Source organism: Nocardioides sp. FY1077, from assembly GCF_058681775.1.
Window position 1 is genome coordinate 687,717 of sequence record NZ_JBZWDB010000002.1, and the last position, 12,537, is coordinate 700,253.

Annotated in this window: 14 protein-coding genes; 8 read left to right on the forward strand and 6 right to left on the reverse strand. The window is 74.3% G+C overall.

All coding sequences use genetic code 11. The features are described from left to right. Window positions 1-64 precede the first annotated feature (64 nt). The 3 genes from AC4OR8_RS08270 to ettA all read left to right on the forward strand — a co-directional run bounded on the left by AC4OR8_RS08270 (window position 65) and on the right by ettA (window position 4,181). Window positions 65-1,702: a YfjP family GTPase gene (locus AC4OR8_RS08270; protein ID WP_492165055.1), complete on the forward strand. Its 1,638-nt coding sequence runs from the start codon at window positions 65-67 to the stop codon at window positions 1,700-1,702. A gap of 172 nt (window positions 1,703-1,874) precedes the next feature. Then, the gene (locus AC4OR8_RS08275; protein WP_492165056.1) at window positions 1,875-2,351 is read left to right on the forward strand and encodes a single-stranded DNA-binding protein; all 477 of its coding nucleotides are present in this window, start codon (window positions 1,875-1,877) and stop codon (window positions 2,349-2,351) included. A gap of 147 nt (window positions 2,352-2,498) precedes the next feature. Continuing rightward, window positions 2,499-4,181, forward strand: coding sequence for an energy-dependent translational throttle protein EttA (gene ettA / locus AC4OR8_RS08280; RefSeq protein WP_492165057.1), 1,683 nt, complete (start codon window positions 2,499-2,501; stop codon window positions 4,179-4,181). A 270-nt stretch (window positions 4,182-4,451) separates the two neighbouring features. On the opposite strand, the gene AC4OR8_RS08285 is transcribed toward ettA, so the two are convergent. From AC4OR8_RS08285 to AC4OR8_RS08295, 3 genes are all read right to left on the reverse strand, one after another. Continuing rightward, window positions 4,452-4,970, reverse strand: a complete 519-nt coding sequence (locus tag AC4OR8_RS08285) for a MarR family winged helix-turn-helix transcriptional regulator (protein ID WP_492165058.1) — start codon at window positions 4,968-4,970, stop codon at window positions 4,452-4,454. A 124-nt stretch (window positions 4,971-5,094) separates the two neighbouring features. Beyond that, window positions 5,095-6,309: an acetyl-CoA C-acetyltransferase gene (locus tag AC4OR8_RS08290; RefSeq protein WP_492165059.1), complete on the reverse strand. Its 1,215-nt coding sequence runs from the start codon at window positions 6,307-6,309 to the stop codon at window positions 5,095-5,097. Window positions 6,310-6,389: 80 nt separating this feature from the next. Further along, window positions 6,390-7,130, reverse strand: coding sequence for a TetR/AcrR family transcriptional regulator (locus AC4OR8_RS08295; RefSeq protein ID WP_492165060.1), 741 nt, complete (start codon window positions 7,128-7,130; stop codon window positions 6,390-6,392). A gap of 122 nt (window positions 7,131-7,252) precedes the next feature. On the opposite strand from AC4OR8_RS08295, the gene AC4OR8_RS08300 reads away from it, so the two are divergent. Together AC4OR8_RS08300 and AC4OR8_RS08305 are read left to right on the forward strand one after the other, a co-directional pair. Further along, window positions 7,253-7,432, forward strand: a complete 180-nt coding sequence (locus AC4OR8_RS08300) for a hypothetical protein (RefSeq protein WP_492165061.1) — start codon at window positions 7,253-7,255, stop codon at window positions 7,430-7,432. Window positions 7,433-7,523: 91 nt separating this feature from the next. Then, window positions 7,524-8,405: an acyl-CoA thioesterase gene (locus AC4OR8_RS08305; RefSeq protein WP_492165062.1), complete on the forward strand. Its 882-nt coding sequence runs from the start codon at window positions 7,524-7,526 to the stop codon at window positions 8,403-8,405. 41 nt (window positions 8,406-8,446) lie between these two features. Here AC4OR8_RS08305 and AC4OR8_RS08310 read toward each other — a convergent pair whose 3' ends face one another. Next, a complete protein-coding gene (locus AC4OR8_RS08310) occupies window positions 8,447-9,025 on the reverse strand; it encodes an RNA polymerase sigma factor (RefSeq protein ID WP_492165063.1) in 579 nt (192 codons plus the stop codon). A 159-nt stretch (window positions 9,026-9,184) separates the two neighbouring features. Here AC4OR8_RS08310 and AC4OR8_RS08315 point away from each other — a divergent pair, with 159 nt between their 5' ends. After that, complete coding sequence (locus AC4OR8_RS08315) at window positions 9,185-9,556, forward strand: hypothetical protein (protein WP_492165064.1); 372 nt, start codon at window positions 9,185-9,187, stop codon at window positions 9,554-9,556. A gap of 573 nt (window positions 9,557-10,129) precedes the next feature. Here AC4OR8_RS08315 and AC4OR8_RS08320 read toward each other — a convergent pair. Next, window positions 10,130-10,501: a globin gene (locus tag AC4OR8_RS08320; protein WP_492165065.1), complete on the reverse strand. Its 372-nt coding sequence runs from the start codon at window positions 10,499-10,501 to the stop codon at window positions 10,130-10,132. Between the two features lie 67 nt (window positions 10,502-10,568). Continuing rightward, window positions 10,569-11,639, reverse strand: a complete 1,071-nt coding sequence (locus AC4OR8_RS08325) for a mechanosensitive ion channel family protein (RefSeq protein WP_492165066.1) — start codon at window positions 11,637-11,639, stop codon at window positions 10,569-10,571. 157 nt (window positions 11,640-11,796) lie between these two features. On the opposite strand from AC4OR8_RS08325, the gene AC4OR8_RS08330 reads away from it, so the two are divergent. Together AC4OR8_RS08330 and AC4OR8_RS08335 are read left to right on the forward strand one after the other, a co-directional pair. Then, window positions 11,797-12,162 (forward strand): hypothetical protein, encoded by a 366-nt coding sequence (locus tag AC4OR8_RS08330; protein ID WP_492165067.1) that lies wholly within the window; start codon window positions 11,797-11,799, stop codon window positions 12,160-12,162. Further along, complete coding sequence (locus AC4OR8_RS08335; protein WP_492165068.1) at window positions 12,149-12,535, forward strand: DUF5130 family protein; 387 nt, start codon at window positions 12,149-12,151, stop codon at window positions 12,533-12,535. Before AC4OR8_RS08330 ends, AC4OR8_RS08335 begins: the two co-directional genes overlap by 14 nt. The last annotated feature ends 2 nt before the right edge of the window (window positions 12,536-12,537 follow it).

A 12,537-nucleotide genomic window follows, 5' to 3' on the forward strand; every position in this document is an offset into this window, starting at 1 on the left:
CCGGCGGCGTCGGGACCCCCTAAGGTGTGGGGACCGACGCGACCGTGCTGCTGAGTGGGAGAACATGACGTCCTTGCTGGAGGGGGCCAAGAAGCTGGCCACCCGGGGCACCGACATCGGCGCCCGGATCGAGGGCCTGGCCACGGCGACCGAGGCGGCGCGCGGTCGTCTCGACGACGCGCTGCTCGACGGCACCGCGGCCGTCGCCGAGCGCGCCGCGGGTCGGCTGCGGCTCTCGGCCACCCACACCGTCGTCGGCATCGCCGGCGCCACCGGCTCGGGCAAGTCGTCCACGTTCAACGCGCTCACCGGCCTGGAGCTGTCCGCCGTCGGCGTGCGGCGCCCCACCACGTCGTGGGCCACCGCCTGCGTGTGGGGCAGCGACGGCGCCGAGGAGCTGCTGGCCTGGCTCGGCATCCCGCCGCGCCACCAGACCACCCGCGACTCCATGCTCGACACCCGCCGCGAGGGCGGCGCCCTCGACGGCGTCGTGCTGCTCGACCTGCCCGACCACGACTCCACCGAGGTGGCCCACCACCTCGAGGTCGACCGGCTCGTCGAGCTCGCCGACATGCTGGTGTGGGTGCTCGACCCGCAGAAGTACGCCGACGCCGCGATCCACGACCGCTACCTCGCACCGCTGGCCACCCACGCCGAGGTGATGGTGGTGGTGCTCAACCACATCGACAGCGTGCCGGAGGACCGGCGCGCCTCGATGATCGACGACGTGCGCCGCCTGCTCACCGCCGACGGCCTGCCCGACGTGCCCGTCATCGCCCTCAGCGCCCGGCACGGCCTGGGCCTCGACGAGCTGCGCGGTGAGATCGAGCGACGGGTGCGGGCCAAGAAGGTCACCGCCACCCGCCTGGGCGCCGACGTCCGCGCCGCGGCGACCCGCCTGGAGCAGGCCGGTGGCAGCGGCCCTGCGCGCACCCTGCCGGAGCCGCGGGTGCAGGCCATGCGCTCCGCGTTCGCCGAGGCCGCCGGGGTGCCGAGCGTCGTCTCCGCCGTCGAGCGGTCCACCCGGCTGCGCGGCGCGCGCGCCGCGGGCTGGCCCGCCATCGCCTGGACCGGACGCTTCCGCAAGGACCCGCTCGCCAAGCTGGGCCTCGACCTGGGCGACCAGGGCGACGTGCTGCGCGGTCGTCGCGCCGTGCCCGAGGTGGGAGCGGTGCAGCGCGCCCGCGTCGACACCGAGGTGCGCGCGCTCGTCGACGAGGTCACCACCGGCATGCCGCGGCCGTGGGCCGACGCCGTGCGCGGCGCCTCCGTCTCCGGGCTCCCCGAGCTCGGTGACCGCCTCGACACCGCGGTCGCCGGCGTCGACCTCGACGCCTCCCGGATGCCGCTGTGGGCCGGGGTCGTCCGCGTCCTGCAGTGGCTGCTGCTGCTCGCCGCCGGGGTCGGCCTGGTCTGGACGATCGCCGCCGGGGTCTCCCAGACGCTGCCCGACGTGGTGCAGGTCGCCGGCATCGCGCTACCGCTGGTGCTGCTCATCGGCGGCGTCGTGCTCGGGCTGCTGCTGTCGCTGGCCTGCCGTGGGCTCGTCGCCGCCACCGCCCGCACCCGCGCGGAGTCCGCCGACCGTCGGCTGCGCGAGGCCGTCACGTCGGTCGCCGACGAGCTGGTCGTCGCGCCGGTGCAGCGCGAGCTGTCGGCGTACGCCGTGATGCGCGAGGGCCTGGCCCGGGCGCTGGCGTAGCCCCCGGGCCGCCGCTCGACCCACCGCTCGGCCCACGGGCCGTCCACAGCGCGCCTCGCCCGGCCCGGTGTGCACAGCCCTGGTGCGCGCCGACGCCGCGTGTCGGCGCGGCGCAGTTCGCTGGTCTCGTCGCCCCGTCCGGGGCGGCACCGCTCGAGACGAGGAGACCACCGTGACGAACGAGACCACCGTGACCCTGCAGGGCTGGGTCGGGGGAGACGTGACCCTGCGCCGTGCCGGCGACTCGCCGGTCGCCGGCTTCCGGCTGGCGGTGACGCCGCGCCGCTTCGACCGCCGCACCGGGGAGTGGGTCGACGCCACCACCCAGTGGTACACCGTCAACGCCTGGCGCGGCCTGGCCGACAACGTCGCCGCCTCCGTGCGTCGCGGCGACCCGCTGGTGGTGCACGGCCGGCTCAACGCCTCGGTGTGGGTCAACTCCGCCGGGGTGGAGGTCACCACCGTCGAGGTCGACGCCGTGCTGGTCGGCCACGACCTCTCCCGCGGCACCAGCGTGTTCTCCCGCACCCCGCGCGCCGAGCGCCAGCCGGTCGCTGCGGGTGGTGGCGGGGAGGCCCGCGGGGAGGCCGGCGGGGAGGCCGCCGCGTCCGGGACCGAGGCGCCCGGCGGGGAGCCGCGCGCCGCCTGACCCGGCGCGCCGCGACGGCGGCCCGGGGAGGGGCGAGGGAGGAAGCGGGGAGGGGCCGGGGAGGGGCCGGGGAGGGGCCGGGTGGGGGTGGGGCGGCCCCGGCCCCGTGTGGGCGTCGGGGGTCGAGAACCCGTAGGCTCGCTGACCATGGCGGAATATGTGTTCACCCTGCGCAACGTGCGCAAGGCCCACGGCGACAAGGTCGTCCTCGAGAACGTGACCCTGTCCTTCCTGCACGGCGCGAAGATCGGCGTCGTCGGCCCCAACGGCACCGGCAAGTCCTCGCTGCTGAAGATCATGGCGGGGCTCGACCAGCCCAACAATGGCGACGCGATCCTCGACCCCCAGGCGACGGTCGGCATGCTCCAGCAGGAGCCGCCGCTGAGCGAGGGCAAGACGGTGCTGGAGAACGTCGAGGAGGCGGTGGCCGAGACCAAGGCCAAGATGGCGCGCCTCGACGAGCTCTACATGATGATGGGCGACCCCGACGCCGACCAGGACAAGGTCGCGACCGAGGCCGGTGACCTGCAGACCGAGCTCGACGCGGCCAATGTGTGGGACCTCGACAGCCGTCTCGAGCAGGCCATGGACGCGCTGCGGTGCCCGCCGGCCGACATGCTGGTCGACAACCTCTCCGGTGGCGAGCGCCGCCGGGTGGCGCTGTGCAAGCTGCTGCTCCAGCAGCCGACGCTGCTGCTGCTCGACGAGCCCACCAACCACCTCGACGCCGAGTCGGTGCAGTGGCTGGAGGGTCACCTCAAGGACTACCCCGGCGCCGTCCTGGCGATCACCCACGACCGGTACTTCCTGGACAACGTGGCCGAGTGGATCCTCGAGCTCGACCGTGGCCAGGCCCACGGCTACGAGGGCAACTACTCCAAGTACCTCGAGACCAAGAAGGACCGGCTCAAGATCGAGGGCCAGAAGGACGTCAAGCGCGCCAAGATGCTGGAGAAGGAGCTGGAGTGGGTCCGCTCCAACGCCAAGGCCCGCCAGACCAAGAGCCGCTCGCGGCTCGCGCGCTACGAGGAGATGGCGGCCGAGGCCGACCGGATGCGCAAGATCGACACCTCCGAGATCAACATCCCGGCGGGTCCGCGCCTCGGTGACATCGTGCTGGAGGCCCAGGACCTCAGCAAGGGCTTCGAGGGCCGCACCCTCATGCACGACCTCACCTTCACCCTGCCCCGCGCCGGCATCGTCGGCGTCATCGGCCCCAACGGGGTCGGCAAGACCACGCTGTTCCGGATGATCACCGGCGGCGAGCAGCCCGACGAGGGCGTGCTCAAGGTCGGCACGACGGTCAAGCTGTCGTACGTCGACCAGAGCCGCGGCGGCATCGACCCCAACAAGAACGTGTGGGAGGTCGTCTCCGACGGCCTGGACTTCATCAAGGTCGCCAACTTCGAGATGAACTCGCGCGCCTACGTCGCGTCGTTCGGCTTCAAGGGGCCGGACCAGCAGAAGAAGGCCGGGGTGCTCTCCGGTGGGGAGCGCAACCGGCTCAACCTCGCGCTGACCCTGAAGATGGGCGGCAACCTGCTGCTCCTCGACGAGCCCACCAACGACCTCGACGTGGAGACCCTGTCCTCGCTCGAGGACGCACTGCTCGACTTCCCCGGCTGCGCCGTGGTCACCTCCCACGACCGGTGGTTCCTCGACCGCATCGCCACCCACATCCTCGCGTGGGAGGGCGACGCCGAGGACGGCGCGCGCTGGTTCTGGTTCGAGGGCAACTTCGCGGCCTACGAGGAGAACAAGATCGAGCGCCTCGGCGCCGACGCCGCCCGCCCCCACCGCGTCACCCACCGTCGCCTCACCCGCGACTGACCCCACCCGCTCCACCACCCGTCGCCCCGGTCGCCTCGACCGGGGCGACGCGTGCGTTCGGGGCAGGGTGGGCAGTTTCCCCGGCCGGCCGGGGAAACTGCCTCTGGGTGACCGAAATTTCAGCCACCCAGTGACAGTTTCCGGCACCAGGTCCAGCCGTACGCCGGCCCGGTGGCGCGTCCCGGGTTTGCGACACACGCCGTCGCGACCCCGTCCTCGGTCAGGGGTGCTCGCTCGAGCGCCAGCAGCTGCTCCGCTGGAGCGGCCCGGCTAGCGGATGTCGACCTCGGGGTGGCCGGCGACGAGGTGGTCGGCGACGGCGTCCATGACGCGTCCCAGGGCGGCGAGGTCGGCGGGGTCGACGAGGTCGACGAGGTGGTCGCGCACGCCGTTGACGTGCATCGGCGCGGCGCGACGCAGCAGGGCGTGGCCCTCGGGGGTCAGCGACGCCACGATGCCGCGGCCGTCGTCGGGGGAGGAGCAGCGAGCGACGAGCCCGGCGCGCTCCATGCGGGCGACGGTGTGGGTGACGCGGCTGCGGCTGTGGGCCATCGCGTCGGCGAGCTGGGCCATCCGCAACCGGCCGTCGCGCTCGGAGAGGCGCACGAGGATCTCGTACTCGGTCATCGAGAGGTCGAAGTGGCGGCGCAGGTCGTCGTCGAGGCGGGCCAGCAGCAGCTGGTGCCCGACCAGCAGGGCCCGCCACGAGCGCTGCTGACCCTGGTCGAGCCACCGGCCCTCGGCGGGGTCGGCGGCGACCTCGGTGGCGACGTCGTCGTGGGTGCTCATCGCGGCCAGTCTAGGAGGCCGGTCACGTCGTGGTGCCTCGCCGGCACCCGTCACGCACGGGACGCCCGGCCCCGAGGGGGGCCGGGCGTCCAGGCGCCGGCACTCGCCGGCTGGTGGTGCGGGGTCAGACGCGCTCGAGGATCAGGGCCATGCCCTGGCCGCCGCCGACGCACATCGTGATCAGGCCGGTGGACTTGTCGTGCCAGTCGAGGGAGTTGACCATCGTGTTCTGCAGGCGTGCGCCGGTCATGCCGAACGGGTGGCCCACCGCAATGGCGCCGCCGTTGACGTTGAGCCGGTCGAGGTCGATGCCGAGGTCCTGGTACGACGGCACGACCTGCGCGGCGAACGCCTCGTTGATCTCGACGAGGTCGATGTCGCCGATGCTCATCCCGGCGTGCTTCAGGGCGTTCTTCGTCGCCTCGACCGGGCCGAGGCCCATGATCTCGGGGGACAGGCCGCTGACGCCGGTGGAGACGATGCGCGCCAGCGGGGTCAGGCCGAGCTCGGCGGCCCGGGTGTCCGACATAACCACGACCGCCGCGGCGCCGTCGTTCAGGGCGCAGCAGTTGCCGGCGGTGACCACGCCGTCGGGGCGGAAGACCGGCTTGAGGTCCTTGATGGCGTCGTAGGTGACGCCGGCGCGGGGGCCGTCGTCGGTGCTGACGACGGTGCCGTCGGGGGTGGTGACCGGGGTGATCTCGCGGGCCCAGAAGCCGTTGTCGATGGCCTTCTCGGCCAGGTTCTGCGAGCGCACGCCGAACTCGTCGAGCTCCTGGCGCGACAGGCCGCGCATCCGGGCGACGTTCTCGGCGGTCTGGCCCATCGCGATGTAGGCGTCGGGGAGCTGGCCGTCCTGGCGCGGGTCGTGCCAGTCGACGCCGCCCTCGGCGGTCTTCGCGGTGCGCGACTGCGCGTCGTCGAAGAGCGGGTTGACGGTGTGCGGGATGTGGTCGGAGGTGCCCTTGGCGAACCGCGAGACCGTCTCGACACCGGCGGAGATGAACACGTCACCCTCGCCGGCCTTGATGGCGTGGAAGGCCATCCGGGTGGTCTGCACCGACGAGGCGCAGTAACGGGTGACGGTGGCACCGGGCACGGTGTCCATGCCGTTGAGCACGTTGACGACGCGGCCCATGTTGTTGCCCGACTCGCCGCCGGGCAGGCCGCAGCCGAGGTAGAGGTCGTCGACCGTGGCGGGGTCGAGGCCGGGGATCTTCTCCAGCGCCGTGCGCACGATGAAGGCGGCGAGGTCGTCGGGACGCAGGTCCTTCAACGACCCCTTGTTGGCGCGCCCGATGGGGGTGCGGGCGACGGACACGATCACGGCCTCGGGCATGGGGACTCCGGTTCGGTGGGGACGATCTACTGGTGGGTAACGGTGCCTGCCCACCATAGTCCCCGCCGCGGCCGCGCCGGCTACGTCTCGGAGGCGGACCCGTCGAGGGGCCCGTCCTGGGGCCCGTCGTGGGGCCGCTCGAGAGGTCGGGCGAGGCCGTGGGTGACCAGCGTGGTCGAGCGCTCCAGGAACCGGGCGCGCTCGGCGACGGGTCGCAGCAGCGCCGCGCCCAGGATGCCGTCGTACGCCGCGACGAGCGCCTCGGCCCGGTCGAGCGGCTGCTCGTCCGGCCGGTCGGGTCCGGTGTCGGGGGAGTCGCCGTGGCCGCGGGTCGCGGCGAGCACGTGGTCGACGACCACCACGAGCCGGGCCCGCCACGCGCCGAGCAGCTCGGCGACCTCCGGGTCGCGCGCCGCGGCGGCCAGCAGCTCCTGACGGGCCACCAGCAGGACCCGCTCGGCCAGCCACCGCTGCATCAGCTCGACGGCCAGGGCCAGCGCCGGGCCCACCCCGTCGGCGTCGCGGTGCGGGCCGGCGGCCCCGTCGGGGGCCACCGGCAGCGCCGCCACCTGCTCGGCGAGGACGTCCACGTCCGCGGCGAGGCTGCCGGCGACGTGCTCGGCCAGGGCGTGGCGCAGCGCGCGGCTGGTGCGCAGGTAGGCCGAGCAGCTGCCCTCGGCGATGCTGGCGCGGCGGTCGACGGCGCGGTGGGTCAGCCCGCGCAGGCCGTCGTCGGCGACCACCGCCAGCGCGGCGTCGAGCAGCCGGCGGCGCCGGGCGGCGGCGCCCGCGCGGCGGGCGTCACCAGCGGGCTCGGGCACGGCGTCCTCCTCGGCGGCGGGTGTGGGCGCGGACACTACCCGCGACCGTTGCCGGGTCCGCACGCCCGGCGTATGTTCTACACAAGTAGAAAGTCTACGTCTGTAGAAAGACAGGTACCCCCATGGAGCTCCTCAGCACCCCGGTCGTCGTCGCCCTGTGGGCCTTCGTCGTCGTGGCCCTCGTCGCGGGGACCGTCTCGCTCGCCGTGGTCACCGGCGTCCTGCGCACCCACCGCAGCACCCGGATCGCGCGCCACCAGAGCCTCGGCACCTACTACCGCGGCCTGGTCCTCAGCCACTGACCCGGCACCGAGCCGGCACTGACCCGGCACCGACCGACACCGACCCGGCACGGACCGGGCGAGTCGGGCGCCGGTCTGCGAGAGTCGCCCCGTGCGACACCTCTACGAGTGCCAGCTGCGGTGGGCCGACCTCGACCTCCTGGGCCACGTGAACAACGTGGTCTACGTCGACTACCTCCAGGAGGCGCGGGTCGACATGCTGCGCACCCACCGCCCGCCCGGGGCCGAGGCGGTCGACGCGCTGGTCGAGGGGCTCGTCGTGGTGCGCCACCGCGTCGACTACGTCGCGCCGCTGACCTTCCGCTTCGAGCCCGTGCAGATCGAGTGCTGGGTCAGCGAGGTGCGTGCCGCGACCTTCACGATGGCCTACGAGATCTTCGACGAGACCCCCGAGGGTCGGCGCACCTACCTGAGGGCCACCACGGTGCTCACGCCGTACGTCTTCTCCGAGGAGCGGCCGCGACGCCTCGGCGCCGACGAGCGCGCCGTGCTGTCCGGGTTCCTCGAGGACGACGGGCCCGCCGTGCGCGCCCCGCGCACCCCGGCACGGGAGGAGGCCCTGGGCCACTTCCCGCTGCAGGTGCGCTTCTCCGACGTCGACGTCTACGGCCACGTCAACAACGTGAAGTACTTCGAGTACCTCCAGGAGGCGCGCATCGCGATGCTCGCCCGGCTGTGGGGCGAGGCACCCGGGGCGTCGTCGCGGCCCAGCCTCGTGGTCGCGCAGATCGACGTCGACTACCGCGTGCCGATCCTGTTCCGCCCCGAGCCGTACGACGTGTGGAGCTGGGTCTCCCACGTCGGGCGCAGCTCGTCGGTGGTGGAGTCGGAGATCCGCGACGGGGCGCAGGTGCTGGCCCGCGCCCGGGTGGTGCTGGTCTTCTTCGACACCGACACCGGTCGTTCGGCGGAGCCGCCGCCGCAGGCCCGGGCCGCGCTCGAGGCCGCGTACGCCGGCACCTGGTCCGGCTGACCTGGTCCGGCTGCCCGGGCCCGGTGGACGGGCAGGTCGGCTCAGGTCACCGCGGTGGTGCCCGGGCGGTCGGCGAGCTGGCGCAGCCGACGCAGCCCGCGGTGGCGGGCCACCCGCACCGCGACGGTGCTGATGCCGAGGGCGCGGGCGGTGGCGGCGTCGTCGAGGCCCACCACCTCGGTGCAGGCCACCACCTCGCGCTCCCGCTCGGGGAGCCGCTCCAGCACGTGTCGCACCCAGTCGAGGGCGGCCCGGGAGGCCTCCGGCCCCTCGAGGGGCTCCGTCTCCGGCGGCTCGGCGACGGGCGCGGTCTCCCGGCGACCGCTGCGCCGGTGCAGGTTCAGGCCCACCCGTCGGGCGATGCCGAAGAGCCAGCCGGCGAACTCGTCGTCGTCGCCGTCGAACTCGGAGATGCGGCGGGCCGCCACCAGCCAGGCCTCCGCGGCCACGTCGTCGGCGCTGACGGCCGCGTCACCGGTGGGACGGGTGCCGAGCCACAGGACCAGCCGCCCGGCGTGGGCGCGGTAGAGCGCGCGCCAGGCCTCCGCGTCGCCCGTGCGGGCGCGCGCGACCAGGCCCGGGCCGGCGCTGGTCGTGGTGGCGGCGTCGGGGGTGCTCACCCGACCGGGTCCTGTCCGCGGCCGTGTCCCCGTCCGCGCTCACTGCCGTGCGGGCGGTCCTGCGCCGGGGCGTCCGCTCCCGGTGTCGTGGGTCCCGGCCACGACGTCAGGTCGTCCAGCAGGCCGCCGAGGTCGATCCCCCGAGCCTGTCCGGGCGGGGTGGGCTTCGCGGGCTTCCCCGGCTCGTCGGGCTTCCCCGGTTTCGCGGGCTTGTCGGGTTTTCCCGGCTTGTCGGACTTGCCGGACTTCCCCGGCTTCGGCTTCTCGGTCTTCGCGGGCTTGGGCGGCTTCCCGACGGGCTTGCCGGTGGGCAGCGGGGACGGCTGGCCGGTGGGGCCGCCGACGCCGGGCGGGTCCACCGGGGCAGGCGGGGCGGACGGCACGGCGGACGGCGCGGGCGAGACCGTCTGGGACGGCACCGGCGACGTGGGCAGGGGGGTGGAGGGCACGGCGTCGTCGACGCGTGCCGACGGCAGGCCGGTCGGCGCGTCGGGGGACGACGTGCCGGGTGACCCGGCACCGCCGTCCTGAGACTTCGACGGCGGCGCCGGGCTCCCGCTGTCACCGGGCCGGGGGGATGCGCTCGGTGACACGGCCCCTCCCGTTGACGGGGCGTCGGTGGTCCCCGGCGTGGCCGGGGAGGTGGGGGAGGAGGGTGAGGGGGTCGGGGTGGGTGGGTCGGCCGGGTCCAGCGGGGACCCGCCCGGCAGCGCCCCGGCCAGCCAAGCGGTCAGGCCCAGCACCAGCGAGCTGCCAGCGGTCACCACCGCCACTCGCCAACCGGTGCGCGGGAGGTCGACCCCGCTCGGGGCACCGGACGCGCGGGCGAGCAGCGCCAGCTGCTCGACGAACGCGTCGTCGGGCTCGAGCTCGGGCACCTGCAGGCGCAGGTCCTGGCGCTCCATGCGGTCTCCTGCGCGCTCGGGGTGGGCGGTCGTGCCGGTTCTCGAAGCGCGGGGGCGGCCGTCCCACCCCCTACCTGTCACCGGGGCGGTCGGGCGTTACCTGGGCGCCGAGAAAGTTTTCGCGCCCTCACGCGGGCGCGTCCGACCCGACGAGGTTAGGCCCCCGCGGGCCCGCCCGCACGCCGTACGGCCGGGGCGGTCACTCGAGGGTGTTGACCATGAACTGCGCGGCGTGGGTGACGTACTCCCAGAACTGCTGGTCCTGCTCCGGGGTGAGGTCGACGGCGTCGAGGCCCGCGCGGAAGTGGGTGAGCCAGTGGTCGCGCGTCTCCGGGGTCACCGCGAACGGCGCGTGCCGCATGCGCAGGCGGGGGTGGCCACGGGTGTCGGAGTACGTCGTCGGCCCGCCCCAGTACTGCACGAGGAACAGCAGGAAGCGCTCCTCGGCGGGGCCGAGGTCCTCCTCGGGGTACAGCGGCCGGAGCACCTCGTCGTCGCGGACGCCGGCGTAGAACGTCCCCACGATGCGCTGCATCGTGGCGAACCCGCCGATCTCCTCGTAGAAGCTCACGGCCCCATCCTCCCGCGGCGCGCCGCCGCCGCCCACATCGGGGGCGCACCGCCCACGCGCAGGAGGCTCAGCCCGAGGTGCGGTCGGCCAGCGGGCGCCCGGCCGCTGCTCCGGTGCCCGCTGCCCCGGCGCCGCTCGTCCCGGGCTCCCCGGCGGGGGCGTCCCGGTGCCACACGACGCGCTGGGGCAGCGGGATCTCGATGCCCTCGTGCTCGAAGCGCGCCTTGATCCGCTGGCGCATCTCGCGCGCGACGCCCCACTGCTCCCCGGGCGCGGTCTTCAGCGCCACCCGCACGCTGATCCCGTCGATGCCGAGGTCCTGCACGCCCCACACCGACGGCTCCTCGATGACCCGGCCCTGGAAGTCCTCGTCCTCCCACAGGTCGTGCGCGACGTCCTCGAGCACGCGGCGCACCCGCACCAGGTCCTCGTGGTAGCCGACCTGCACGTCGAGCACGGTGCGCGCCCAGTTCTGGCTCATGTTGCCCACGCGCAGGATCTCGCCGTTGCGCACGTACCAGACGGTGCCGTTGACGTCGCGCAGCCGGGTGACCCGCAGGCTCACCGCCTCCACCGTGCCGATCGCCTCACCGAGGTCGACCTCGTCGCCCACGCCGTACTGGTCCTCGAAGATCATGAAGATGCCCGAGAGGAAGTCCTTGACCAGTGACTGGGCGCCGAAGCCGATCGCGACGCCGAGGATGCCGGCGCTGGCGATGATCGGCGCGACGTCGACGCCCACCTCGCTGAGCATCATCGTGCCGACCACGGCGAGCACCAGGCCGGTGACGATCGACTTCAGGAGGCTGCCCATCGTCTTGGCCCGCTGCACCCGGCGCGTGCTGGCGGCGACGTCGGTGCGGCTGGGGGCGGTGCCGGCAGCGGCACGCCGGGCGCGGGAGAAGCGGCCCATCCCGTCGGGGAGCACGCCCTCCTCGGCGCGCGCGACGATCCGGTCGACGGCGCGGTGGGCCAGCCAGCGCACCACCAGGCCCAGCACGAGCAGGCCGACCAGGGCGGCGGGCTTGCCGATCACGACGTCGGAGACGTCGGCGAGCGTGCTGTTGTCGGTCCAGCGCAGGACCGCGGTGCAGACCTGCTGGCCGTCGGTGCAGGGATCGGTGACGAGGGCGGGCATGGCGCCCAGTAAACACACGGCGGCGTCGTGACGCCCGTCGACGAGGTGGGCCGCCGGGCCGCCGTCCGCGCAGGCTCGGCGACCCGGTGCCACCGGTGTGACGTGGTGCACGGCGGGCGGTTCCGGTAGACCCGTGCGGAGCGGATATCCTGCCCCGGTGATGCCTCCCCTCGCCGCCCTCGTCCGACGCGCTGCGGCCGTCGTCGCGCTGCTGGTGCTCGGCGGCGCAGGCGCCGTCGCGCTGGCCGGCCCGGCCTCAGCCGACGTGCCGATCGGCTGGTCCGACCCCGAGTCGGTCGACCCCCTGCACGCCGCACTGGTGCTCGGCGGCATCCCGCTGCTGCTCCTGCTGCTGATCGTGGCGGGCATCTACCTGCCGCCGCTGCTGCGCGGCGAGAAGGTCTCCCCGAGCCCCGCGCGGGTGCAGAACCAGTGGCTGGGCGGCCCGAGCCGGGCCACCGCCGAGCTGGCCGCTCCCGACACCGAGGAGTCGCAGGCGGGTGGCGCAAGTGCCCGCTGGTGACCTCCTCACCGCCGCGGAGCGCGCCTCGCTCGACGAGGCCATCCGCCGCGCCGAGCTGCTCAGCCGCGTCGAGTTCTCCGTCTTCGTGGGCAACGTGCAGGGCGACTCGCGCGCCTTCGCGACCAGCCTGCACAACTCGCTGGTCGCCCCTGCGCGCAGCGTGCTGATCATGGTCGACCCCCGCCTGCGGGTCTGCGAGATCGTGACCGGCGGCCACGTGCGCCGCACGCTGGGCGACAAGCAGGTCGAGCTGGTGGCGCTGCACATGTGCAACGACTTCGCCAACGACGACGTCGCGGGCGGCCTGCGCGCCGGCATCCGGATGCTCGCCGACTACGCCCGCCCGCAGAACACGCTGCACGCCGGCTCCTGAGG

Bases quoted from the DNA above. Each gene is read 5' to 3' on its own strand.
- AC4OR8_RS08270 (WP_492165055.1), top strand. From the start codon at position 65: ATGACGTCCTTGCTGGAGGGGGCCAAGAAGCTGGCCACCCGGGGCACC.
- ettA (WP_492165057.1), top strand. From the start codon at position 2,499: ATGGCGGAATATGTGTTCACCCTGCGCAACGTGCGCAAGGCCCACGGC.
- AC4OR8_RS08285 (WP_492165058.1), bottom strand. From the start codon at position 4,970: ATGAGCACCCACGACGACGTCGCCACCGAGGTCGCCGCCGACCCCGCC.
- AC4OR8_RS08290 (WP_492165059.1), bottom strand. From the start codon at position 6,309: ATGCCCGAGGCCGTGATCGTGTCCGTCGCCCGCACCCCCATCGGGCGC.
- AC4OR8_RS08300 (WP_492165061.1), top strand. From the start codon at position 7,253: ATGGAGCTCCTCAGCACCCCGGTCGTCGTCGCCCTGTGGGCCTTCGTC.
- AC4OR8_RS08325 (WP_492165066.1), bottom strand. From the start codon at position 11,639: ATGCCCGCCCTCGTCACCGATCCCTGCACCGACGGCCAGCAGGTCTGC.